At 61.4% G+C, this 23,455-nt stretch carries 19 protein-coding genes; 7 read left to right on the top strand and 12 right to left on the bottom strand.

The window, feature by feature from the left end:
• Positions 1-108 precede the first annotated feature (108 nt).
• The 6 genes from VFO93_RS05630 to VFO93_RS05605 form a co-directional block, all read right to left on the bottom strand.
• Complete coding sequence (locus tag VFO93_RS05630) at positions 109-1,566, bottom strand: SusD/RagB family nutrient-binding outer membrane lipoprotein (protein WP_325133359.1); 1,458 nt, start codon at positions 1,564-1,566, stop codon at positions 109-111.
• Between the two features lie 102 nt (positions 1,567-1,668).
• Positions 1,669-5,148, bottom strand: a complete 3,480-nt coding sequence (locus VFO93_RS05625) for a SusC/RagA family TonB-linked outer membrane protein (protein WP_325133358.1) — start codon at positions 5,146-5,148, stop codon at positions 1,669-1,671.
• A 36-nt stretch (positions 5,149-5,184) separates the two neighbouring features.
• Positions 5,185-6,216, bottom strand: a complete 1,032-nt coding sequence (locus VFO93_RS05620) for a FecR family protein (RefSeq protein ID WP_325133357.1) — start codon at positions 6,214-6,216, stop codon at positions 5,185-5,187.
• 163 nt (positions 6,217-6,379) lie between these two features.
• Positions 6,380-6,949, bottom strand: a complete 570-nt coding sequence (locus VFO93_RS05615; protein ID WP_325133356.1) for an RNA polymerase sigma factor — start codon at positions 6,947-6,949, stop codon at positions 6,380-6,382.
• Positions 6,950-7,068: 119 nt separating this feature from the next.
• Positions 7,069-7,578, bottom strand: a complete 510-nt coding sequence (locus tag VFO93_RS05610; protein WP_325133355.1) for a hypothetical protein — start codon at positions 7,576-7,578, stop codon at positions 7,069-7,071.
• Positions 7,579-7,669: 91 nt separating this feature from the next.
• Complete coding sequence (locus VFO93_RS05605) at positions 7,670-8,095, bottom strand: OsmC family peroxiredoxin (RefSeq protein WP_325133354.1); 426 nt, start codon at positions 8,093-8,095, stop codon at positions 7,670-7,672.
• Positions 8,096-8,282: 187 nt separating this feature from the next.
• Here VFO93_RS05605 and VFO93_RS05600 point away from each other — a divergent pair, with 187 nt between their 5' ends.
• The 6 genes from VFO93_RS05600 (at position 8,283) to VFO93_RS05575 (ending at position 13,076) form a co-directional block, all read left to right on the top strand.
• The gene (locus VFO93_RS05600; RefSeq protein WP_325133353.1) at positions 8,283-9,782 is read left to right on the top strand and encodes a GH3 auxin-responsive promoter family protein; all 1,500 of its coding nucleotides are present in this window, start codon (positions 8,283-8,285) and stop codon (positions 9,780-9,782) included.
• 4 nt (positions 9,783-9,786) lie between these two features.
• Entirely contained in the window at positions 9,787-10,173 is a 387-nt protein-coding gene (locus tag VFO93_RS05595; RefSeq protein WP_325133352.1) for a hypothetical protein, read from the top strand.
• A gap of 340 nt (positions 10,174-10,513) precedes the next feature.
• Entirely contained in the window at positions 10,514-11,236 is a 723-nt protein-coding gene (locus VFO93_RS05590; RefSeq protein WP_325133351.1) for an SPFH domain-containing protein, read from the top strand.
• Between the two features lie 126 nt (positions 11,237-11,362).
• On the top strand, positions 11,363-11,818 hold the full coding sequence (locus VFO93_RS05585; RefSeq protein ID WP_325133350.1) for a hypothetical protein: 456 nt from the start codon (positions 11,363-11,365) through the stop codon (positions 11,816-11,818).
• An 85-nt stretch (positions 11,819-11,903) separates the two neighbouring features.
• The gene (locus VFO93_RS05580; protein ID WP_325133349.1) at positions 11,904-12,539 is read left to right on the top strand and encodes a zinc ribbon domain-containing protein; all 636 of its coding nucleotides are present in this window, start codon (positions 11,904-11,906) and stop codon (positions 12,537-12,539) included.
• 102 nt (positions 12,540-12,641) lie between these two features.
• The gene (locus VFO93_RS05575; RefSeq protein WP_325133348.1) at positions 12,642-13,076 is read left to right on the top strand and encodes a VanZ family protein; all 435 of its coding nucleotides are present in this window, start codon (positions 12,642-12,644) and stop codon (positions 13,074-13,076) included.
• Positions 13,077-13,094: 18 nt separating this feature from the next.
• Here the strand turns inward: VFO93_RS05575 and VFO93_RS05570 are convergent, their stop codons facing one another.
• The gene (locus VFO93_RS05570) at positions 13,095-15,734 is read right to left on the bottom strand and encodes a glucosidase (protein ID WP_325133347.1); all 2,640 of its coding nucleotides are present in this window, start codon (positions 15,732-15,734) and stop codon (positions 13,095-13,097) included.
• A gap of 68 nt (positions 15,735-15,802) precedes the next feature.
• Positions 15,803-17,233: a Gfo/Idh/MocA family oxidoreductase gene (locus VFO93_RS05565; RefSeq protein ID WP_325133346.1), complete on the bottom strand. Its 1,431-nt coding sequence runs from the start codon at positions 17,231-17,233 to the stop codon at positions 15,803-15,805.
• A gap of 280 nt (positions 17,234-17,513) precedes the next feature.
• On the opposite strand from VFO93_RS05565, the gene VFO93_RS05560 reads away from it, so the two are divergent.
• Positions 17,514-18,500 carry a hypothetical protein gene (locus VFO93_RS05560; RefSeq protein ID WP_325133345.1) on the top strand — a complete coding sequence of 329 codons (987 nt, stop codon included), beginning with the start codon at positions 17,514-17,516 and terminating at the stop codon, positions 18,498-18,500.
• Position 18,501: 1 nt separating this feature from the next.
• Here the strand turns inward: VFO93_RS05560 and VFO93_RS05555 are convergent, their stop codons facing one another.
• The 4 genes from VFO93_RS05555 to VFO93_RS05540 all read right to left on the bottom strand — a co-directional run.
• Positions 18,502-20,352, bottom strand: coding sequence for an ABC transporter ATP-binding protein (locus VFO93_RS05555; protein ID WP_325133344.1), 1,851 nt, complete (start codon positions 20,350-20,352; stop codon positions 18,502-18,504).
• A 163-nt stretch (positions 20,353-20,515) separates the two neighbouring features.
• A complete protein-coding gene (locus VFO93_RS05550) occupies positions 20,516-21,022 on the bottom strand; it encodes an energy transducer TonB (protein WP_325133343.1) in 507 nt (168 codons plus the stop codon).
• Positions 21,023-21,199: 177 nt separating this feature from the next.
• A complete protein-coding gene (locus tag VFO93_RS05545) occupies positions 21,200-22,702 on the bottom strand; it encodes a sodium:solute symporter (protein WP_325133342.1) in 1,503 nt (500 codons plus the stop codon).
• 155 nt (positions 22,703-22,857) lie between these two features.
• The coding region (locus VFO93_RS05540; protein WP_325133341.1) for an MBL fold metallo-hydrolase at positions 22,858-23,455 on the bottom strand (598 nt) is incomplete at its 5' end.

Raw genomic sequence — 23,455 nt, 5'->3', positions numbered from 1 at the left:
CCCCGGCCCCTCCCCTCCGGGAGAGGGGGGCCTGACGACTACTTGCGTTCGTACGCGTCAGTTAGCGGTGGGCTCCCCTCTCCCGGAGGGGAGGGGCCGGGGGCGGGGTTATTGCCACCACACCTTCGTATTAATATCGTCCGCGCCCTGGTCGGCCACGGCGGCCTGGTAGTTCACCTGGTTCAGCGATTGCACATACACCGGGTAGTTGATGCGGGCCGGCATCTGGCGGTTGTTGCGCACGCCGGGGCCGATGGGCAGCACCGGATGGCCGGTGCGGCGGTACTCAAACCACTGCTGAAAGTCGGTGCAAAACAGCGCGTAGTACTTTTGCACGTGGATTTGGTCGAGCTTGGTAGCCACGCTGCTGGTGGCCTGCCACTGCACGTCGGGGCTGCTGAGAAAGCCGTTGGGCGCGGCCAAGTTCCAGAGCGTAATGCCGTTGGTAGCGCCGGTTTCGTAGTAGGTTTTGGCGTCGCCGGTTATCCAGCCGCGCAGGGCGGCCTCGGCCAGCAGCAGCTGCACCTCGGGGTAGTTGAGGATGTTGCCGAGCAGCGGCTCGGTCATGAGGGCCGTGGGGTAGGTCGATTTGGCGGCCGGAATCTGGCCCGGCACGTACCCGCTCGGGATGCCTTCGTAGGTGCCATTGGAGAGGGTGGCCCACCGGGCCAGGCGCGGGTCGCTCCAGCTCGCCAGGTTGTTGATGAAAAACTCGCTCATCGAGCTGAAGGCGTTGAAATCGGCCGTGCGCCAGGTCTGGAAGGGCGACTGGTAGGGCGCGGTGCCCGTCCAGCGCAGAATGGCCGACTCCGCGTTGTTGGCGATGAGCGGGTAGTCGCCGGGGCGCGTGTTCACCAGGTCGCGTAGCTTGGCCTGCGGGCTCAGTCCGCCCGGCGCGATGAGGTCGGTGCGGTTGGACACGCGCATGAGCAGCCGCAGATACAGCGAGTTGCCAAACTTGCGCCATTTCAAGGCATTACCCTGAAAAAGCGGGTCGAGCTGGGCCTGGTCGGCGCTCAGGTTCACGTTGGTTTTCAGCAGGTCGTTAGCTTCTTCCAGCTTCACAAACAGGTCGCGGTAGATGTCTTCCTGCTTATCAAACCTGGGCTGAAGCAGCCCGCTGCGGCCCTGCAAGGCCTCGGTATAGGGCACGTCGCCGAAGGTGTCGGTGAGCAGCGAAAACGTCCAGACCTCGCAGATGCGCGCGATGGCCATGAAGGTGCTACTCTTCACGGCCGTAGCGCTGTTGTACATGTCCCGAAAGTCGGTGAGCTGCGTGTACCAGGTGTTCCACAGGTTGTCGGCCTCGGCCGAGCGGATGATATAGCGGTGAAACTCGTCGGTATCGACCCGCGACACGTGCACCTGCATCAGCTCGTGGGTGATGCGCATGGCGCGGTCCATGTTGTTTTTCACCACCCCCGTTAGGGCCGGCGCTAGCAGCGTTTCCGGTATCACGTTGGGGTTCTGGTTGGGGTTCACGTTCAGCTCCTCAAAGCCCTTGGTGCAGGCCGGGAGCACGCCGAGGGCGGTGGTGAGGAGGGCGTAGGCGAGTAGTTTTTTCATTATAAATAAGGCTTTTGAATGTGCTCGTCAGGCGTGTGAACCTCACCCCCGGCCCCCTCTTTTTTGGAGAGGGGGCCGGGGGTGAGGTGCCCCGCGTCAGGTTTAAATCCCTACCGTCAAATTCACCCCCACCGTGCGCGTGCTCGGAAACTGCCCCAGCTCAAACCCCAGGTCAATGGTCCCGTCATTGAGCGTACCGAACTCCGGGTCAAACGCCGGCCACTTGGTGAGGATGAACAAATCGCGGCCGTACACGCCCAGCGAGGCCGTGGTGAGGTGCAGCCGCCGCAGCAGGGTGGGCGGCAGGGCGTAGTCGAGGCGCATTTCGCGCAGCTTGATGAAGTCGGTGCGGAAGAGGTTGGCTTCCACGTTGTCGCGGCCGTAGTGGGCGTTGTAGTAGGTGGCCAGGTTTTCGGCCACCACGTCGTTGGGCCGGTAGGTGCCGTCGGGGTTTTGAATCACGCCCGCGCCGATGATGCCGTTGTAGCGGCCGGGCAGCGTGAGCTTGGTCTTACCGCCTTCGGCCAGCACGGCGTTGGTCATGGAGTAGGCCTTGGCCCCAAACTGGCTGTCGAACAGCACATTCAGCCGGAATTGCTTGTAGCTGAATTCGGTGCCCACGCTGCTCTTCCACTGGGGCAGGGCGCTGCCTAGGTACTGCACGCCATCGGCCAGGATGGGGTAGCCGTTGCGGTACACAATCTGGCCATCGGGGGCGCGCTCGTAGCCGCGGCCGTAGATGGCGCCCATGCTGCCGCCGGGCCGCGCCTCTACCGAGCCCCGGCCGCCGGGGCCGCGCTGGAGCTGGTAAGTCAAGAGGCTGTCGGCCAGCTCGATTACTTTGTTGCGGTTGGCGGTGTAGGTGCCGTACACGCGCCAGCCCAGGCCCTGGGCATTGGTGAGCAGGCGGGCATTCAGCTGCACTTCGAGGCCCTCGTTGCGCACCAGGCCGGCATTCAGCACGGCCCGGTCGTAGCCCGAGGCGCGGTCCAGGGGCACGCTCAAAATCTGGTTCGAGGTGTTGTTGCGGTACACGGCCACGTCCAGCCCAATGCGGTTTTGCCAGAAGCGCAGGTCGGCACCCAGCTCCACGCTTTCGGTGCTGCGGGGCTTGAGGCCAGCATTGGCGATGGCGCTCGGGTTGCTCAGGCCCGACGGAAAGCCCGTGGCCACCGCGTAGGTGTAGGAGGTGAGGTAGGGCGAGGTGCCGCCGCTGCCCACCCGCGCCCATGAGGCCCGTAGCTTGGCAAACGACACCACCTCCGGTAGCGGCAAAATCTCCGACACCACCGTGCTCAAACTAGCTGACGGATACAGCGGAATGCTCGTGATGCCGCTCGCGCTCGACAAGGTGCTGCTCCAGTCCTTGCGCGCCGTAAGGTCCAGGTACAGAAACTTATTGTAGGCAATGGTGGCCAGCCCGTACAAGCTGTTCACCGCAAACTCGGCGCGGTAGGGCAGCGCAATGGGCAAGTCGCGGCTGTTGGCGAAGGTGAACACGCCGGGGTACAGTAGGCGCTCGGCCCGCAGCTCGTCCTTGTTGTAGCGGTTATTCAGGCGGCTGCCGCCCACCGAGAGGCTGGTTTCAAATTTCCTGAAGGTGCGGCTGTATTGCAGCAGAAAGTCGTTGTTAATCTCCTGGGAGAAAATGTTTTGCGTTCGAAACATGCCTTCCTTGTACTTCTCCGTATCCTTGGGCCGCTGCTGCGAGCGCGCCTCATACGAGTAGTCGATGGCCGAGCGCAGCATCAGGTTAAAGCCCTTGGCAAAGGCGTAATTCACCTGCACGTTGCCCGTGAGCTGGTGCCGGTTGGCCTTATTTAGCATCTCATTGGCAATGAGATAGGGGTTATCGACGAGGCTGCTGAACGGGTAGCGCTGCGTGATGCCCTGCGCGCCGGGCAGCCAGTAGTCTTTCAGCCACTCCAGGTTATTATTAGGCACCTGCAAGCTGGCCCAGTACATGATAGTCTGGTTGTTATAGCCCGTCGAAGGCAGGTTGTCGCTGTAGCGGTTGGTGTAGTTGGCCTTGGCCGATACGCGCAGGTTATCCGTCACTTTCTGGCTCACCGACAACGCCACCGTGTTGCGGTCGTAGCCGGTGTTCGGGATAATCCACTTGTTCTGTAAGTTGGTGAGCGACAGGCGCACGGCCGTGCGGTCGGTGCCGCCATCCAGGGCCAGGGTGTTGGTAAACGTGCGCCCGGTCTGGAAAAAGCCCTTGCGGTTATCCGGGTAGGCCACCCAGGGCGTGCGCTCGGTGCCGCCCGCGTTAGTGGCCGGGTCGTACTGGTAATACGACTGCCCGTTGAACTTCGGCCCCCAGGCCGAGCTGGTGCTGCGGGTGCTGGCCCCGTCGGCCGTATTGCCAAACGAGTAGTAGTTCTCGCCCGCCGTGCCCTGCCCGTACTCGTACTGATAATCGGGCCAACGCGAAATCGACTCGAACGCCGAGTTGGAATTGAAGGTGACGCCGATGCCTTTTTTGTGCGCCTTGCCCGATTTGGTGGTGATAATGACGGCCCCGTTGCCGCCCCGCGCCCCGTAGAGCGCCGTGGAGGCCGGCCCCTTCAGCACCGTCACCGACTCGATGTCCTCGGGGTTGATGTCGTTGAGGCTGGTGCCAAAATCGACTGGCGACTCGCCCTGCAAGTAGGCCGTGCTGCCGGTGCCGGTGGCGCGGTTGCTGCCGCCCAGCACCACGCCATCCACCACTATCAGGGCGTCGTTGTCGCCGGCCAGCGAGCTTTCGCCCCGCAGAATAATGCGGTTGGAGCCCGCCGGCCCGCCGCCCGAGCGCACCAAATTCAGGCCCGCTACCTTGCCCGACAGCGCGTCGGTCCAGTTGTTCGATTTGGCTTCCGTGAGCTGCTCGTTGTCGAGCTTGGTCACGGCGTAGCCCAGCGCTTTTTCGTCGCGCGCAATGCCCAGCGACGTTATCACCACCTCGTCGAGGCTGGTGGCGTCTTCGCGCAGCACCAGGTCGTAGGTGCTCTTTTCGCCCACCGCCAGCTGCTGCGGCACGTAGCCCACAAAGCTGAATACCAGCGTGCTGCCTGTGGGTGCACTCAGCTGGTAGCGGCCATCGTTGCCCGTGATGGTGCCCGTCTGGCCGTCCTTCACGCGGATGGATACGCCGGGCAGGGCTTCGCCCTTGGCGTCGGTCACGCGGCCCTGCACCAGCACCGGGTCGGCGGCGCGGGCGGCGGCGTTCTGGGCCACGGCCTTCACCACGATACGTTTGTCCTGCACCACAAACTGCACGCCGGCCTGCGCCGCCACCAGCGCCAGCACCGTCTTGAGGTTGCTGCGCGGGGCCTCCACCGTGATGCGGCGGCCCAGCCGGTCGGCCTGGTCCACGTACAAAAAGCGGTAGCCGGTTTGCTGCTCGATGCTGGCCAGCACCTCGGCCAGCGGCTGCTGCCGCACCGTGAGGGTGCAGGGCGTGGCGGCCGGCTCCTGGGCTAGCGCTTGGCCGGGGGCGGCCAGGGCGGCGGGGGCGGGGCTCAGGGCCAGCAGCCCCAGGCCGGCGAGCGCGCTGCGCCAGGCCCGCTTTGGGCGGGAGGGTAGGGGGTTTCTCATAAGGTTGCGGATGAGCTGGTTAGAAGCTGAAAAGCACTAATTGGAAGCCGCCTCGGCGGGTACTCGGCGCAGGTAGATTACCTGGCCTTCGCGGTGGTAGTGGAGGCCGCCGGCCAGTTGCAGCGCGCCGAGCACGCGGGGCAGGGGCTCGTTGTTGAAGGTGGCCCAAAGGCGCACCTCGGCCGTGGCCGGGTCGGCAAACACCAGCTTCACGCCGTAGCGGCGCTCTAGCTGGGGGGCTACGTCGGCCAGTTTCTCATTCTTGAAAACCAGTTGGTTGCTGCGCCAGGCCAGCACCCGCCGGCGGTCGAAGGCCTGCCGGTAAATGCGCCCCGTGGCCACGTCGGCCCGCAGCTGCTGGCCCGGCGCGAGCAGGTATTTATCCTGCTGCTTGTCCGTCACCTGCACCTTGCCCTCGACCAGCGACACGGCCAGCTGGCCGGCCCCCGGCACGGCGCTCACGTTGAACTTGGTGCCCAGCACCTGCGTCACCCACGCCCCGCTGTGCACTCGAAACGGCCGGTGCGGGTTTTTCGTGACTTCAAAAAACGCCTCGCCCTCCAAATACACCTCCCGCGCGGCGTCGGTGAACTGCGCTGGGTAGCGCAGCCGGCTCTGCGGGGCCAGCGTCACCACCGAGCCATCGGGCAGGCGCAGGCGCTGCGGCTGCCCGGCCGGCGTGCGGCGCACGCGGTAGGCCACGGCCGGGGCCGGCTGGCCGAAGAAATACGCGCCGCCCAGCGCGCTCAGCAGCACCAAAACCAGCGCCGCCAGCTGGGCCGGCCGCACCCCGCGCAGCCGCCAGCGGCGCACGGGCGGCGCGGGCGCGGCGGCTGGCTCGGCTACTGGCGCGGGCAGCGCCAGCCGGGTTTTCAGCCGGGCCAGGGCGGCCGCCGTTTCGGCGGCGGCGGGCGTCTGGCTGGCCTGCCACACGGTTTTGAGCTGCTCGAAGGTGCGCTCGTTTTCGGGCGACTGCGCCACCCAGGTGGCCAGCTGCGCGTTCTCGTCCGACGAGGTTTGGCGGGCGAGGTAGCGGGCGATGAGCAGGTAAGCGTCTTCTGGTTGCAAGGGGCCAGCGGCCGGCGCTGAGTGCCGCCGCTACGGTTATGACGCTGCGGCCGGCTGACCTCGTGACACCAAAAGTGGCTCTTAATCAAAAGGTAATGTGCATAACATGGGGGTAATGAGCCGGCCCCATAGGGGTCTCGTGAGGTTCACCCGGCTGGCGAGCCTACTGCACGCCCGAAGCGTACAGCGTGCTTTTCAAAAAGCGCAGCGCCCGGAACATATGCGTTTTCACCGAATTAATGGAAATACCCAGCAGCCCGGCCATCTCCTCATAAGTAAGGCCGCCATCGCGGTGCAGTTGAAAAACCTGGCGCGTGCGCTCGGGCAACTGCCCGATGAGGTGGCCCACGTGCGCGCTCAGCTCCTGAAAAGCCAGCAGCTCATCGGGCTGCAAGTGCGCGGCCTCGGGCTGGGCCAGCGGCAGTTCGTCGGCGGCGTCAAGCGGGGTGCGGCGCTGTTCGCGCAGGCGGTCGAAGGCGCGGTACTTCACGGCCGTGTAGAGGTAGGCGGCCAGCGAGCCCGCCACGGCCAGCTGCGCGCGCTGGGCCCAGATGGTGCCAAAAACCTCGGCTACCACATCTTCGGCGGCATCGCTGGGGTAGCGCAGCAGGGTGGCGGCGTAGCGCAAAAGCCCGGCGTAGTGGCGGGTAAACAGCGCCTCAAACGCCGCCTCATTGCCCAATGCCAGGGCAGCCAAAAATTGCTTGTCGGAAGCGCTAATCGGGAAGGCCATACTAGTAGACAAAGCTACCGGGCCTATGAGGCCGCCAGATTACCGGCGCGTTATGCTATGATTAAACCCAGTCTGAACAGGGTTTAAAAGAGACGGGCAACCACCCACAGAAAGCAGCTTTAAGCTTGCTTGGGCGCGCTGCTCACGGCCGAAGCTTCTTCGCGCAACTGCACGCCGTAGCGCTGGGCAAAAGCTTCGAGCTGGCTGCGAAACAGGGCGCGGCGCTTGTTGCCCTTCACCTCGCGCAAATTCAGCACGTGGATGTCGCCGTCCTTCATCCGCACCCGCAGCTGGCGGGTCAGCAGCTCCAGCTGGCCCATTTTCTCGGCGGCAAATACTTGCTTGGACCGGAACAAGCCGGCCTTATGCACCAGGTAGCCAGGCGCAAACTCGAAGTAGCTCTGCGTGCCGAACACCGGCGCGTTGTGCACCAGGATAAAGCCCAGATACACCGCGCAGCCCGTCAAGAACACGTAGCTCAGCCAACGAAAATCCTGCCCTTCGGGCGCGGCCCGCAGCATCAGCGCGGCGTAGAGAATGGCGAACAGCGCCAGTGAAACCTGCACCCCAAACGAGAGGCGCGACGAGTTGGCGGGGCGTAAACGGATGCGGGTAGTACCAGTGGGCATGGCGCGAAAGTAATTAAGAGTTAAGAGTTGGGAGTTAAGAGTTGCCCCAGCAACGGCCAGGTAGCAACTCTTAACTCTTCACTCTCAACTCTTAACTCAATTTAGCTTCCAGCGTCATTTCGGGCACCGCGCTCAGCACCTGCGACACGGGGCAGTTGGCTTTGGCAAACTCGGCCTGCTTCTGAAACTCCTCGGCCGAGAGGCCCGGAATCTTGGCCTCGGTGCTCACGTGGATTTTGGTGATTTTGGGCGGGCTCTGGCCGGGGTCGAGCGTCACGGTCGAAGTCGTGGTAATCGACTCTACCTGGTGGCCCGCCGCCGACAGCACGTGGTTGAGGAACATGGTATAGCAGCCCGAGTGGGCGGCCCCAATCAGTTCCTCAGGGTTGGTGCCCTTCTGGCCCTCAAAGCGGGTGCCGGTCGAAAGCAGCGCATTCACGGTGCCGCTCTTGGTGGTGATGTCGCCGTGGCCTTTGATGTCGCCCTGCCATTCGGTTTTGCCAAACTGGTTAATCATAATGAGTAAGGTGTAGATACGGCTCAGCGGAATTGCCGGCCGGTTGGTTGGTACTGCTAACTCAGTGAATAGGTTTTTGTTTAGCGTTGGGGTATTGGTGATTAAACAAAAGTTGCCAGCGCCGAAAATTCTGCCCGGCCGCCCGACTTTTGCCGTGGTGGGCCGCCTCCCGGCCCGCCGAATTGCTATGGGCCTGAAAGCTACCCTGAGCCGCCCGCTGGCGGCCTACACCGTGCACCGCTACCGGCAGTGGCAGCGCGACCCCGCCGCCGCGCAGCTCCGCCTGCTGCGCGCGCTGGTGCGGGCGGCGGCGGGCACGGCTTGCGGCAAGGCGCATGATTTTCAAGCTATTCAAACGCCCGCCGATTTTGCCGCCCGCGTGCCCATCCGCGACTACGAGGGCCTGAAAACCTATTTCGACCAGGTGAAAACCGGCCAGCCCGACGTGCTGTGGCCCGGCCGCCCGCTGTACCTGGCCAAAACCAGCGGCACTACCAGCGGAGCCAAGTACATCCCGATTACCAAAGCCAGCATCGGCAACCACATAAACGGGGCCAAGGACGCGCTGCTGCACTACGTACACGCCACCGGCCGCCCGCGTTTTCTCGATGGCAAGCTGATTTTTTTGTCCGGCTCGCCCGAGTTGGAGCAGGTGGGCGGCATCCCCACGGGCCGGCTCTCGGGCATCGTCAACCACCACGTGCCGGCCTACCTGCGCCGCAACCAGTTGCCGAGCTACGCCACCAACTGCCTCGAGGACTGGGAAACCAAGCTCGACGCCATCGTGGGCGAGACGTTGGGGCAGCCCATGACGCTCATCTCCGGCATCCCGCCGTGGGTCCAAATGTATTTCGACCGCCTCGTGGCTTGCACCGGGCGGCCGGTGGGCGAGGTATTTCCGGCGTTCGACCTCTTTGTGTCGGGCGGCGTGAGCATGGAGCCCTACCGCGCCCGCCTGCTCGAAAGCATCGGCCGGCCGGTCGCTAGCATCGAGTTGTTTCCGGCCTCCGAGGGCTTCCTGGCCTTCCAAGACCAGCCCGGCAACCCCGGCCTGCTGTTGCGGCTGGATAGCGGCATTTTCTTTGAATTTGTGCCCGCCGAGCGGTTTTTTGAGGACAACCCGCCCCGCCTCACCATCGCCGAAGTCGAGCTAGGCCAGCAGTACGCCGTGGTGCTGACCAGCAATGCCGGCCTCTGGGCCTACTCGCTCGGCGACACCGTGCGCTTCGTGGATTTGCATCCGCACCGGGTGGTAGTCACGGGCCGCATCAAGCACTTTTTGTCGGCCTTCGGCGAGCACGTCATCGGCGAGGAGGTAGAGGCCGCCCTGCGCGAGGCTGTGCGCCAGCACCCCGAAACGGAAGTAACTGAGTTCACGGTAGCGCCGCTCGTGAGCGACGATAAAACCCAGACCTCGCGCCACCAATGGCTCATCGAGTTTGCCCGCCCGCCGCACGACGCGGCGAGCTTCGCCGCCGTGCTCGACCACCAGCTGCGGCAGCGCAACGCCTACTACGACGACCTGCGCCAGGGTCACATCCTGGTGCCGCTGCTGCTGACGCCGCTGCCACCCGGCGCCTTCCAGCGCTACATGAAAAGCGTGGGTAAGCTCGGCGGGCAGAACAAGGTGCCGCGCCTGGGCAACGACAGGGCGCTGGCCGAGGGGTTGTTAGGTGTCAAAAAATGAAATTATGTGGAGCCATATATACGGGTACTATGAAATCAGGGGAGCAGCAGATTACAGCGTTTCTAGCGATACGGAGAAAATGCGTGCAATACTAGCTGGCTTTCCTGAATTGAAACAGACGGGGCTGATAAGCTACGAAAACGCGATAAACTACCCGTGGATAAGCTTGTCGCTCGTAAAAAGCAATAAAGGGAGCTACGCTGTTTTCGCAGAAACATGGAATCGTGACTTCAACATGATTTCGGTTGTTTGCAGCAAGTCAGAAAATGGCAAAGTGCCGGCATCTCAGATTGACTTACTCATAAAAATCGCCGGAATACTCAACTGGGAATTAATAGACGAAGAAACTGATGACAATGACGAAAAATTGATTCTGTATTCGCCTGTTTGAGTAGTAAAAAGACCATAACGTTTAAATAAACCCGCTACCTTCGTCCCAACCGCTACCCGCGTCACTTGCCGGCCCGCGTCGACCCGGGGTATTGCGGGGCGGGCCGGCAGGGGGTTCGATTCCCCCCGTCAGACCTGGTTGGAACCTGACTTTCGGATGGAAAGTAGAGCTTTATCAGCTGATGCGCGAAAGCCGAAGGAGCCGGGCCCCGGCCCGCGCCCGCTGGCCGCTTGCGGCCGGGCAGATACCGCCGGTGGGCCTCGTGCCCGCCGGCTCACGCCCGGCCCCCGGCCGGCGGGTGCTCCTTCGGTTTTCCAGGGCGGGCTGTTTACTTTGAGCTATGGGGATTTTCACTAAAACCTACCAGGTGCGGCCCAACAGCGTGGGTTTGCTCTACCGCAACAACGTGCTGGAAAAGGAACTGCCGCCCGGCCGCTACGAAGTGCTCGACCTGCGCGGCCGCACTCAGCTGCTGGCGTTGCCCACCACCCCGCGCCAGCTGCTCATTACCAACCAGGAAGTGCTGACGCGCGACAGCATCGCGCTGCGCTTTTCGTGCGCGGTGCTCTACCGCGTGGCCGATGCCCAGCGCTTTGCCGGTAGCTTCGACATCAGCCGGGGCGCGGTGCCGGCCCTCACCGAGGCCGAGCAGCGCCTGGCAACGGCCGTGCAGCTGGCCGCCCGCACCCAAATCGGGGCGCTGGGTAGCGAGGAACTGAGCGAGCGCCGCGCCGAGTTTACCGACCTCGGCAGCGCGGCGCTCACCGCCCAGGCCGCCGCGCTGGGCTTGCTGCTGGAGCAGGTGCAGCTGCGCGACCTCACCTTCCCGAAGAACATTCAGGAGTTATTTGCCCGCCACCTCGAAGCGAAAATCCGCGCCAAGGCCGACCTCGAAAACGCCCGCACCGCCGTGGCTACCGCCCGCGCCCTCAAAAACGCTTCCGAGCTGATGAAAGGCGACGAGAACATGCGCTTCTTCCAGTTCATGGAAACCATCACCAAAATTGCGGAGAAGGGCAAGCACACGTTCCTGGTCGGTGAGTTTCCGCAGCTGCCCAAGTAGCTGGCGCTATGCACACTTTGGGCAAAGGAGAAGTCGTTGGTCATGCCGAGCGCAGCGAAGCATCTCGCGTGGCGCAGTAACTAACACCTTAGCAATGAAGCAGCGAGATGCTTCGCTGCGCTCAGCATGACGGCCGACAACAAAACTAGGCGTATCGCCTTCGACCTTGACAATACTCTCATTCGAGGTGAATACGACTTCGCCCACGAAACGCCTACGCGCCGATTTTGGGCGCGGCTGCTGGGCAAAGAAGCCTTGCGGGCGGGCATCGTAGAGCTGGCCGCGCACTGCCAGCGCCGGGGCTGGGAGGTGTGGGTATACACTACCTCATACCGCAGCGCGGGCTACATTCGGCGGCTGTTCTGGCTGCACGGCATCAAGCTGGCGGGCGTGGTAAACCAGGCGCGGCACGAGCGCGAGGTGCGCGTGCGCAGCACCAAGTACCCGCCGCAGTTTGGCGTCGACCTGCTCATCGACGACTCGGAGGGCGTGCGTATCGAAGGTGAGCGCCACGGCTTCGAGGTGCTGGTAGTGAGCCCCACCGATACCGACTGGGTAGCCAGGGTGCAGGCCCGGCTGTAATGCCCGGCGGCCGGGCCGCGATGCAGCGGCCGTTCTTTCTTTGTGCTTCTTTTCCTGTTTTTCCAATCGCTGCCTCGTGAGTGCCATGATTCAATTCGTCGCCAATTACGACGACCTTTCCACCGACAAAGGCTTTCAGTTTAAGTTTCACTGCGATAAGTGCCGCAACGGCTATCTGTCGCGCTTTCAGCCCAATGCGCTGGGCATCGCGGGTAGCTTGCTACAGGCGGCGGGCAGCTTTTTCAGCGGGCTGAGCAGCGTCGAAAACGCGGCCTACCACATTCAGCGCGCCGTGGGCGGCACCGCCCACGACAAGGCCCTCGAAACGGCCGTGGCCGAAGGCAAGCAGCACTTCAAGCAATGCACGCACTGCGGCCAGTGGGTGTGCCCCGAGGTGTGCTGGAACGCCAGCGCCGGCCTCTGCGAAGCTTGCGCCCCCGACGAGCACGAGGAGCTGCGCGCCCAGCAGGCGCAGGCCACCCGCGAGCAGATTCGCACTAAAACCCGCCAGCAGGACTATACCCAAAACCTGGATTTTCTGGGGCGCGGGGCACTATTGCAGTGCCCCAGCTGCCACCTCAAGCTCACGGCCGACCAGAAATTTTGCCCCAGCTGCGGCACCGCCAACCCCGCCGCGCCGCAGGCGCGCCGTTGCTCCAGCTGTAGCACCGAGCTGAAGCCTGAACAAAAATTCTGCGCCGAGTGCGGAGCCAAGGCGTAAGCCGGAAGGAGCAGGTTTTAAAAACCAACGTATAAACCTCGCTTACCATTGCCGTGGACAACGCTGCCGCGCCGACGGCGGGCGCGCCGCTACCAGGATTTCATGCTGAAGAATTCGTTGTTTTATGGGCTGTCGCTGCTAGGCGCGGGCCTGGTGCTGTACCTAAGCTGGCGCGCGCACCCGCGCCTGGCCGATGTGTGGTTTATGCCCGAGTGGCTGTCGGCCTGGACCGACGAGCGCCAAAACGATACCCTGCGCACGGCCGTGCCCTTCGTGGCGCTGGGCTGGCTGGCTGGCGGCTGGCTGTGGGCGCAGCGCCGGCCCTGGCGGCAGTGGGCCTGGGCCTGGGTGGGGCTGGTAGGGCTGGTGAGCGTGGCCGAAATCGGCCAGCTTTTCCAGGCCGAGCGCTCTTTCGACCTGGCCGATATAGCCTGGGGCGCGGCCGGTGCGTTGCTGGGGCTGGGCACGGTAGCCGCCCTGCGGGGGCTGCGCCGGGCACTGCGCCAGGGCAGGCGCGGGGCCGCGTCGGCTGCCTGACGCGGCCCCGGCCGGAGCTTACCCTTCCAGCTTGTCGAGCAGCGCCACCAGGGCCGTCCAGCCGGTTTGGTGGCTGGCGCCGCAGCCGCGGCTGGTGTCGCCGTCGAAGTACTCGTAGAATAAGAGCAGGTCGCGGAAATTGGGGTCGGTAGCGTAGCGCTGGTCGTGGCCGTGCACGGGGCGGCGGCCCTGCGCATCGGGCAAAAAGGGTGCTTGCAGGCGCTGGGCGAGGTGGTCGGCCGCTTCTTGCAGGCTGAGCCAGTGGCCGCTGCCGCGCGGCACCTCCACGCGGGGCGCGTCGTCGCCATAAAAATGCACCAGCTGGTAGAGCGAGCGCAGCAGCACAAAATTGAGCGGTAGCCACACCGGGCCGCGCCAGTTGCTGTTGCCGCCCATCATGTTGGAGTCGGCCTCGCCGGGCACGTAGGTGGCCTCAAAGGTTTCGCCGGCTACCTCCATGCGGGCGGGGTGCGGGCCGTGGCACTTCGACAGCGAGCGAATGCCGCCGGGGGCCAGCATCTCCGCTTCATCAAACAAGTAGGGCAGGGCCTGCTCCAGCTTGAGGCGCGGCAGCAAGCCAAACAGCCAGCGCTGCTCGTCGCTCGACTGCGTGATGGTGGGGTAGTGCGGGGCCAGCACCTCGGCCGTGCGGTGCGCGTGCACCGCTGCCACAAAGCGCGGCACGTGGGCCAGGGTATAGGGCTCCAGCACGAGGTGCCCAAAAAAGGGCGTGAGGCCGATGATGGAGCGCATGGCCACCGGCCGCGCTTTTCCGCTGGGCTCCACCAGCACGTCGTAGTGAAAGCCGGTGTCGCGCAGCGCAGGGTCGTCCTGCCACACGCTGGCAATGTCGGCCAGCAGGTTGCTGATGTCCACAAACTGGTCGAGGAAGGCAATGGCCGCCTGCTCATAGCCGCCCTCGGGGTCGTGGGCGGCCAGCTCCACGGCCATCCGCATCATGTACAGCGTGTAGCTCGCCATCCACGACACGCTATCGACCTGCTTGAGGTAGCCGCCACCCGGCACCTCCTCGCGGTTGAGCACGCTGGCATTGTCGAGGCCCAGAAAACTACCCTTGTAGTCGGGCTCGGGGTGGCGGCGAAAGCGCTCCAGCCACCACTGATAATTAGGCTGAAGCTGCGTGAAGGCCGTGCGCAGATAGTCCCAATCGGCAAAGCCGCTGGTGCGCCGCTCGTAGTCAAACAAAAACCACGTCGATTGCCCCCGCACGGCCGGGTTGCCGTTCGAAAAATCAAACTCGTAGCTCGGAATCTGCCCGTCCTCCTTATAGTAGCGGTGGCTGCTCGTCAGCAGCAGGCACTGCTGCTTGGCCACGGCGATGTCGACGGGGGCCAGCGCCAGGCAGTGAAACACCATGTCCCAGGCCGCAAACCACGGGTATTCCCACTTGTCGGGCATCAGCATGATGTCGGCCGCCTTCAGGTTTTCCCAGTCGGCGTTGCGCACCTGGCGGCGCTCGGGTGGGGGCGGCGGCAGGCCGGGGTCGCCGGCCAGCCAGCGGGCCACGTCGTAGCAGTAAAACTGCTTGCTCCACAGCACCCCGGCCCAGGCCTGGCGCTTCACGGCGGCCAGGGCGGGCTCGGTTTCGGCCAGTAGCGGCTGGTAAAAAGCATCAGCCTCGCGCTGCCGGTCGGCAAACACGGCCGCGAACTCATCGCCCAGCGGGTCGGCCAGGGCGTTGTGCTGGCTGAGGCGCAGGCGCACCTCTACCGCCTCGCCCGGCCCGATGGTGCGCGCATACACCGGCGCGGCCTTGCTGCCGCTGGCCGCCGTGCGGCTGGCGTGCTGGCCGCCGCCCGCCAGCAGCGCCGTGTGGAAGGCGTCTTTCACCAGCGCGCCCGTAGCGTTGGGCTGTTGGAAAAGCAGCTCGGTATTGGTTTCGTTTTCGGTGATTAAAACGGCATCCGTAGGCTGAAAATACAGCGTGTATTCGCCCAACTGCTCGTGCTGCACGCGCAAGGTGCTACCCGCTTCCGGCCGGCTGATGTGCGGCTTGGCTACCGCGTCGCCCCAGCCCCAGGTATTGCGAAACCACAGCGTGGGCAGCAGGTGCAGCGGGGCCCCCTCGGGGCCGTGGTTGCGCGCCGTGAGGCGAATAAGGATATCAGTCGGGCCAGCCTTGGCGTACTCAACGAGCACGTCGAAGTAGCGGTTTTCATCAAAAAGCCCCGTGTCGAGCAGCTCAAACTCGGGCTCGCTGAGCGGCCGGTCTTTGTTTTCGGCAATGAGTTTTTCGTAGGGAAAAGCCGCCTGCGGATACTTGTAGAGCTGCTTTTGGTAGGAGTGCGTGGGCGTGTTGTCTAGGTAGTAATACAGCTCTTTCACGTCTTCGCCGTGGTTACCCTGGTGGTTATCGAGCCCAAAAAGCCGCTCCTTCAAAATGGCGTCCTGCCCGTTCCAGAGCGTGAGGGCAAAGCACAGGTTTTGCGTGTCGTCGGAGATGCCGGCCAGGCCGTCTTCGCCCCAGCGATAGGCCCGGCTGCGGGCCTGCTCGTGCGAAAAATACGTCCAGGCCTCGCCTTCGGCGCTGTAGTCTTCGCGTACCGTGCCCCACTGGCGCTCACTTAGGTAGGGGCCCCATTGCAGCCAGTTTTGGGCGCGAGTGTGTTGTTGATGCTGGCGTTCTTGCTCAGTCATAAAGAAGTAGCGCGGACTTTTAGTCCGCATGTGAAAGGCTTGTATAATTCGCGGACTGAAAGTCCGCGCTACGCTGGCTCGGGCCCGCGAAACACATCGGTACCGCTCACCGGCGGCAGCTTCACCGGCCGCCCCTCGCGGGCCGACTGGTAAATGGCTTCCATAATGCGCTGGTCTTGCAGGCCCTCCTCGCCAGGCGTGTGGGGCTGCTTATTCTCCAGAATGCACTCCGAAAAGTGGTCCATCTCGGCGGCAAACTGGTTTTTGGTGCCGACGGTAATCTGGTTCTGCATCTTGGCTGGGCCTTCGGCGTGCGAGGTTTTGAGCTGCTGCCCGCGGTAGGCGTAGCCGTTGTCGAGGTGCAGCCAGCCGCGCTCGGCGTTCACGCGGTAAAAGCGCGAATCATGCGTGTCGTAGTGCGTGATGCTGTCAACCACCACGCCGCCCGGAAAGCGCATCTGCCAGCTCATCATTTCTTCTACTTCCTTGAAAAGCGGGTTGCCGGGCGTGCTGTGCATGTAGCCAAACACCTCGGTAGGCTCGGTGCCCAGTAGGAAGCGGCTGGTATTGAGGCAGTACAGGCCGATGTCGGGCAGCGCGCCGCCGCCGGCCAGCGCCTTTTTGTGCCGCCAGTGGTCGGGGTTGGCCGAGCTTTGGCTGTTCTGGGCCTGAATGTATTTGACTTTGCCGAACTTCTCACCGCGTACCATGTCGCGCACCAGCCGGTTATACGGCTCGTACTGAATGCGGTAGGCTATCATCAGCTTCACCTGGGCTTCTTTGCAGGCGGCTATCATCAGCTCGCACTCGCGCGCCGAGTTGGCCATCGGCTTTTCGCAGAGAATGTGCTTGCCGGTTTTGGCCCCGCGAATGACGTACTCGGCGTGCATCGAGTTGGGCAGCACGATGTAGATGGCCTGCACCTCGGGGTTGTCCTTCAGCTTGTCGTAGTCGGCGTAGCTGTAGCAACTCGTGGGCTTGATGCCGTACTGCTTGGCCACCTTCGCCAGCTTTTCGGGCGAGCCGCTTACCAGCGCCACCGGCTTCGACTTTTTGCACTCGCCAAAAGCGGGCAGCAATTCTTCCAGCGTGAGGTGGCCCAAGCCCACCAGCGCGTAGCCCACGCGCTGCTCGGGCGGCATTGGGGTCGGCGTGGGCGGCGACTTCGGGTCCACGTCCGACTTCCAGGCTTCTAATTCAATGGGTTTGTCGGACGCGGCGGGCACCTTGGCGGGCGGCGACACGGCCTCCGACGAGGCCACCTGCTGCCCGCTGGCCGCCGTGTAAGTAGTGCTGGCATCGACCTGCGCGGCCGGCGTGCCGGTGGTGGGCGTAGTAGCCGCCGCGCTGGCCGACGGCTTATCCTGGCAGGCGGCGAGGGTGCCGGCCGCTACGCTGGCCGCCAGTCCGCGCCCGGCCAGATTCAGAAATTCCTTGCGCGATACCTCCTGGCTTGCGTGGCGCAACACGGTGTTCAGCAGGTCGTTGGTGACGGACATAGAAGCAAATGAGGTACGTGATTAAGCGGCGCGGCGTGCGTCGGGCTTATCGGTGCATACTCATTAAATCTTCATATGGTTAGGGTGCTGGTAGAGAGAACGTGATTTTTACGAAATCTAAAAGGTGACTACCAGTTGCATGAAACGCCCGTATCATTAGGTTCGGACTCATTGCAAATGCATATCGAAATCCTAGCTTAAATTAGCATTTCTAAAAAAAGGAATTAACTTAAACATAAGACCTAGTTTAAATAATCGAAATTTTGTAGTGCAAAGCAAGATGATAGACGTAGAAAAGGTTAAAAAGACTCTAAGTGACCATCCGTTTTTCTTCGTGCTGTCAACAGCAGTAGCACTTGTATCATCTACTTTTGTCGTAACAAAGAGTTACCTTCAAGATAGATTCGACTCTAAAATAGAGAAATATAGAGATGATTTTGCTTCTATTGGAAGAAGGTATAGCTCGTCATCTTTTATTGAAATAGGGCAGATAAATCTTGATAAAGACTCGATAGCGAAAGTTAGTGCGGCTAGTATATACCATGCAAATGATAATTTTTACTCTACTAAAAATGAATACTGGCTCTATAAGTACACTAGTCCTATTGAGATGACTCTAATAAAAAATGGTCTGCAAGTTCCGAATGCTATACGCAATAATCCAGTTGATTTGCCAATACATGTTTGGCTCGGTAAAGAGACTTATCTTGTGACAGACAAGAAGTGGGATAGACCTGATAGACCGGAACTTGATACTACTTCAGCCATTTCTGCAGAAATAGGCGACACTGTTATTTTATTTCATAGCGACCCTAAATTATTTCAGCCAACAATTATTCTTTCGTGTCTGCAACGTTCGAAAAATTCATTCGCTATAAGAAACTATTATGACCTAAAGTCTAAAAAATATTCAATAGACTTTACTGATATTTCTAAAGATGAAATACTTGGTCAATATTTGTCTAATTACATGCGGGATTTATATTTAAAAAATATACCCGTAAAAAGCATTTCTAGAAAAGTTTTATCTATAAGAAAAGAGAATGATATTCTGTATTCATCCTTCCTGGTCGAATATGATAGTTTAGAATTGAATAATGTAAAGCGCGATAAATTCTTTATCTGGAAAGAATTCATTGTTTATTGCACCGATTCAAAAGTCTACACAATAGATATAGAGTTGCCTTCTGAACAGCCTCGCAGAAGAGGCGAAGGTTTTGAACAAGTTACTTTGTGGTTTAAGGACTTTGGTATTGTCGAACAATAATCTACGCTAACTCAAACTGCAAGCGCAATAAGTTAGCATATAGCCCGCCCGGCTGCTCACTGAGCTCGTCGTGCGAGCCGGCCTCGACGATGCGGCCGCCGTCGATAACTAGGATTTTATCGACCTTGCGGATGGTGCTGAGGCGGTGGGCGATGATGAGGCTGGTGCGGTTTTGCATGAGTTCATCGAGGGCACCCTGCACCAGCTTTTCGCTTTCGCTGTCGAGCGAAGACGTGGCTTCGTCGAGGATGAGGATGGCGGGATTTTTCAGGATGGCGCGGGCGATGGCTACGCGCTGCCGCTGCCCGCCCGAGAGCTTGATGCCCCGGTCGCCGACCACCGTATCGAGGCTCTCGGGGAAGGCCGAAATGAACTGCCAGGCGTTGGCACGGCGGGCGGCTTCGATGATTTCCGGGTCGGTAGCGCCAGGTTTGCCGTAGGCGATGTTGTCGCGGATGGTGCCGCCGAAGAGCAGCGTTTCCTGCGGCACGATGCCGATGTGCGAGCGCAGGGCGGTGAGGTCGTAGTCGGCCACGTCGTGCCCATCGACCACGATGCGCCCCCCGCTGAGCGGATAAAACTGCATCAGCAAACCCGCAATAGTGCTTTTGCCCGCACCGCTGGGGCCGACGAGCGCAATTTTTTCGCCCGCCGCGATGTGAAAGTCAATGTCTTGCAGCACCGGTACGTCGGGCCGGGTGGGGTAGCGGAAGGCCACGTGCTCGTAGCGGATTTCGCCACGCACCTGGGTTGGCACCAGCCCGGTGGCGGGCTCCTGCAAGGTCGGCTCGGGCGCTTCGTCCAGGATTTCGAGAATGCGCTCGCTCGCGCCGAGGGTGCTTTGCACCTTGCCGTAGATTTCGCCCAGGCCCGCCACCGACGCGCCGATGTACACCGTGTAAAGGATAAATGACACAAGCTGCCCGATTTCCAGGTGGTTGGGGTCACCTTTGGGGGTGTGTACCAGCGTGGCCCCGCGCCATAGCACCAGGATGATGCCGCCGAACAGGCCGATAATCACGAACGACACGAAGCCGCCGCGGTAGAGGTTACTTTGCAGGGCCGTGCGTACCACTTTGCGCAGGGCAGTATTGTAACGCCCGATTTCAAACCGCTCGTTGGTATAAGCCTTCACTGAGTTGATGGCTTGCAGCGTCTCCTCCACGATGGTGTTGGTGTGGGCCAACTCCTGCTGCACGGTTTTCGACAGGGTGCGGATTTTGCGCCCGAACAGCCCCGCCGCCAGCACGATGGGCGGAAACGTGACCAGCATGAAAACCGACAGCTTCCACGACACGACCATGATGAAAGCCAGCCCCGCCAGCAGCGTGAACACCTGCCGGAACAGCTCAGCCAGCGTCAGCGAAAATGAGTCCTGAATCTGGGCTACATCGCTGGTAATGCGCGAGGTGATGGCCCCCACGCGGTTTTGCTCGAAAAACGGAATCGGCAGCTGCATAAACTTGGCATAGAGCGCCTGCCGAATGTCGCGCACCGTAAACTCGCTCACCTGCGTAAAAAACCAGATGCGCCCAAACGAAAACAACCCTTGTAGCACGGTGACCAAAAACAGGCCCAGCGCAATGCGGTTGATGTCGAGTACCAGGCCACCAGGTAGGACGAAGGGCTTGTCGTTGGCCGCATCTACCAGCTTGCCCCCAATCCAAGGAAACGTCATGGTGCTGAGGCTGCTGAGCACCAGCAGCACCATGCCCACTGCAAACTTGGCGCGGTAGGGCAACACGAATCTGAAAATCCGCAGGCCGCGTTTCAGCGACTCCTTATTTACTTTCGGTTTGGGCAGGTCGGCGGTGGCGTCGCTGCCGCTGGTATTCAGTCCACTTCGGGCCATAATCTACACTGGCCGGCTGGGGGCCGGCCTACTTATATAAAAGACGCAAACGGCGCGCGGGTATTTTGCGCCACCTGCGGAAACACTCGTAGCGCGGGCTTTTAGTCCGCAAGTCAGCGCGCTTATCAGGCGGGCCACTCGCGGACTAAAAGCCCGCACTACCTTAATTCAGCCCCGGCGCGTCCTTGGCCGAGCGGGGCACTTTGCGGTTAATCTCAAAATCAGTCACGGCAGCGTTGTCAAACGGCACGGGCACCTGCACCATGATGGGCACTGGCACGCCGCGCCGGGTGGCGGGCTGCCAGGCCGGCATAGCCTGCACCACGCGCAGGGCCTCGGCATTGCACTCAGGCGTGAGGCCCTTGGCTACCTTGGGGTTAGTCAGCTTTCCATCGGGGCCCACCGTGGCAGTTACGACTACGTCGCCGGTCACGCGGGCCTGCCTGGCTTTGGCGGGCACCTGCACGTTTTGGGCGAAGAAATCGCCCATCGCCTCCTCGCCGCCGGGGAAGCTCGGGGCCTTGTCGGGGCGGTTGTCAGCCCCGCCGCCAGGCTGCAGCTTCATGTTGCCGGGCGCGAGCGTGATGGGTGCTTTGGCCGGCGCGGGCCGGGTTTGGGCCAGGGCCGCGAAAGGCGCGGCGAGTAGAATAGTGAGGTAATCTAGGCGCATAAAATAGAGGATAGACTTTAAAAAGTATTTGTCATGCTGAGCATTCTGCGCATCAAGCAGAGACGCAGCGGAGTCGAAGCATCTCTGCCGCTTCGTTGATAACGTTGAAAGTTACTATGCTAAAGACATGCTTCGACTCCGCTGCGCTCCACTCAGCATGACGGAATTTCATTTAACTCAAGACAAAACCGCCGTTGCTTCCGTTCGGGGCGCGGGGCGCGAAATCAAGTATAAACCCAGGAAGGTGAGCGCGCCATTAAGCAGCAAAATCTCGAAGCCGAACTTGTAGCCGCCCAGCCACTCGACCGAGTGCGACACGATGAGCAGCGTGAGCAGCGGCCCGGCCACGCACACGGGCAGCACCAGCGGCTCGCGCAGCCGCCGCCGCGTGAAAATACCGAAGCTGTAAAGCGCTAGCAACGGCCCGTAGGTATAGCCCGCCGTTTTGAACACAGCATCAATCAGGCTCTGCTCGTTGATGATTCTAAAAATCAGAATAATGCCAATCAGCGCCACCGACCAGCCCAGGTGCGTGAGCTGCCGCAGGCGCGTTTGCTGGGCTTCGGAATATTGCTTGATATTGAGAAAATCGACGCAGAATGACGTGGTGAGCGCCGTCAGGGCCGAGTCGGCTGAGGCGTAGGTGATGGCGATGAGACCCAGGATAAACACTACCCCTGCGAACAGCGTGAACTGCGTAGTGGCTAGGTACGGGAAAACCAGGTCGGTATCGAGCGTTTTATTAGGCTTGAGAAGCTGCGGCAACTCGCTTAGGTGTAAGCCTTTGGCGCTGGCGTACTGGTAGAGTAAGACGCCCAAAGTCAGAAACAGCACGTTGACCCCCACGATGACAGGCGTAAACCAGAACAGGTTTTTCTGGGCGTCGGCGAGGCTGCGGCAGCTTAGGTTTTTCTGCATTAAGTCTTGGTCGAGGCCGGTCATCACGATGGTGATAAACATGCCGGAAGCAAACTGCTTCCAGAAAAACTTGTCGTCGCTGAAATTGGAAAAGTACACCTGCGACATGCTGCTTTCGCGCACCGTATTCACGAGCTGCTTGAAGCCCAGGTTCAGCTCCGAGGAGATGAAGTAGATGCTCAGCGCCACGCAGCTTAGCATAGCCAGCGTCTGGAAGGTATCGGTCCAGAGAATGGTTTTGAGGCCACCCTTGAAGGTGTATAGATAGATAAACAGGATGCTGACAACCACCGTGGCCGCAAACGGCACGCCCATCGCGTCGAACACCGCCAGCTGCAACACGCCCGCCACCAAATAGAGTCGTAAGCCTGAGCCCAGCGCCCTGGAAATCAAAAAGAATAATGCCCCCGTCTTGTAGCTCCAGTAGCCAAAGCGCTGCTCCAAATAGGTGTAAATTGACACCAACTGCAAGCGGTAGTAGAGCGGCAGCAGCACCGTGCCGATGACTACGTAGCCCGCCACGTAGCCCAGTACCACGGCCAGGTAGCTCCAGCTTTTGCCGTACACGTTGCCCGGCACCGAGATGAAGGTGACGCCCGAGAGCGAGGTGCCAATCATGGCAAACGCCACCATGTACCACGGCGCGTTGCGGTTGGCCACGAAAAAGCTTTCGCTCGTGGCCTTGCGCGAGGTGAGCAGCGCAATGATGACCAGAACGGCGAAGTAGCCCGCGATGAGGCTGAGGACGAGGGTAGGGGACATGTGGGGGAGCTGTTAGCTTTGGGCTGCTAGCTGTTAGCTTTTTTCGGCCAACCTGAATAAGCCGCAAATCTACGGCTGCCCCGCCCCGCAAGACTCTCCTGGCGTTTAACCAGAAGCCAGCAGCTAACAGCCAAAAGCTAACAGCTTACAAAAAACTACTCCCACTTCGTCCAGTCGAGTACCTCGCCCACGGCGGGGGCGTGCAGCTCGCCGCGCAGCAGGCCGCCGGCCGCTACTTCGGTGAGGAGCCGCAGCGGCTCGGAGGCGGGCTCGTCGCTGAGGTCGAAGGTGCCGTAGTGCATGGGCACGAGGTGGCCGGCGCGCAGTACGTTGGCCGCCTTGGCGGCCTCGTGGGGGTTCACGTGGCTCATGTGCATCATGAAGGGCGGCTTGTAGGCCCCGATGGGCATGAGCACGATGTCGAGCGGGCCGAAGGTTTGCTCAATCTGCTCGAAGTGGTCGCCGTAGCTGGTATCACCCGCGAAATAAATGAGGCGGTCGTCGGCGGTTTTGATTAAGAAGCTACCCCACAGCACTTTATTCAGGTCGGTGAGGCCCCGGCGGTGCCAGTGGCTGGCGGGTAGAAAGTAGATTTTAAACGGGGGCTTATCGGGCTCCAACCAGCCCAGACTGTCCCAGTCGATGGCATATTCCTGCCACCAGCCGGCTTCCTGAATACGCGCTCTGGGTGCCATACCGCGCAGCAGCTGCGTCATGGCCAAAGGGGCCAGAATCTCCAAGTTCGGATTCTGC

Origin of the sequence: Hymenobacter sp., from assembly GCF_035709525.1 — a bacterium.
GTDB lineage: Bacteria > Bacteroidota > Bacteroidia > Cytophagales > Hymenobacteraceae > Hymenobacter.
Note: the sequence above shows the minus strand (reverse complement) of the source record. Positions and strands in the feature narration are given on the sequence as shown.

Excerpts from the sequence above, each read along its gene's own strand:
- VFO93_RS05580 (WP_325133349.1), top strand. The coding sequence starts at position 11,904 with ATGATTCAATTCGTCGCCAATTACGACGACCTTTCCACCGACAAAGGC.
- VFO93_RS05595 (WP_325133352.1), top strand. The coding sequence starts at position 9,787 with ATGTGGAGCCATATATACGGGTACTATGAAATCAGGGGAGCAGCAGAT.
- VFO93_RS05550 (WP_325133343.1), bottom strand. The coding sequence starts at position 21,022 with ATGCGCCTAGATTACCTCACTATTCTACTCGCCGCGCCTTTCGCGGCC.
- VFO93_RS05610 (WP_325133355.1), bottom strand. The coding sequence starts at position 7,578 with ATGCCCACTGGTACTACCCGCATCCGTTTACGCCCCGCCAACTCGTCG.
- VFO93_RS05630 (WP_325133359.1), bottom strand. The coding sequence starts at position 1,566 with ATGAAAAAACTACTCGCCTACGCCCTCCTCACCACCGCCCTCGGCGTG.
- VFO93_RS05555 (WP_325133344.1), bottom strand. The coding sequence starts at position 20,352 with ATGGCCCGAAGTGGACTGAATACCAGCGGCAGCGACGCCACCGCCGAC.
- VFO93_RS05585 (WP_325133350.1), top strand. The coding sequence starts at position 11,363 with ATGACGGCCGACAACAAAACTAGGCGTATCGCCTTCGACCTTGACAAT.
- VFO93_RS05545 (WP_325133342.1), bottom strand. The coding sequence starts at position 22,702 with ATGTCCCCTACCCTCGTCCTCAGCCTCATCGCGGGCTACTTCGCCGTT.
- VFO93_RS05600 (WP_325133353.1), top strand. The coding sequence starts at position 8,283 with ATGGGCCTGAAAGCTACCCTGAGCCGCCCGCTGGCGGCCTACACCGTG.
- VFO93_RS05605 (WP_325133354.1), bottom strand. The coding sequence starts at position 8,095 with ATGATTAACCAGTTTGGCAAAACCGAATGGCAGGGCGACATCAAAGGC.
- VFO93_RS05575 (WP_325133348.1), top strand. The coding sequence starts at position 12,642 with ATGCTGAAGAATTCGTTGTTTTATGGGCTGTCGCTGCTAGGCGCGGGC.
- VFO93_RS05615 (WP_325133356.1), bottom strand. The coding sequence starts at position 6,949 with ATGGCCTTCCCGATTAGCGCTTCCGACAAGCAATTTTTGGCTGCCCTG.
- VFO93_RS05570 (WP_325133347.1), bottom strand. The coding sequence starts at position 15,734 with ATGACTGAGCAAGAACGCCAGCATCAACAACACACTCGCGCCCAAAAC.
- VFO93_RS05625 (WP_325133358.1), bottom strand. The coding sequence starts at position 5,148 with ATGAGAAACCCCCTACCCTCCCGCCCAAAGCGGGCCTGGCGCAGCGCG.
- VFO93_RS05560 (WP_325133345.1), top strand. The coding sequence starts at position 17,514 with ATGATAGACGTAGAAAAGGTTAAAAAGACTCTAAGTGACCATCCGTTT.
- VFO93_RS05565 (WP_325133346.1), bottom strand. The coding sequence starts at position 17,233 with ATGTCCGTCACCAACGACCTGCTGAACACCGTGTTGCGCCACGCAAGC.
- VFO93_RS05590 (WP_325133351.1), top strand. The coding sequence starts at position 10,514 with ATGGGGATTTTCACTAAAACCTACCAGGTGCGGCCCAACAGCGTGGGT.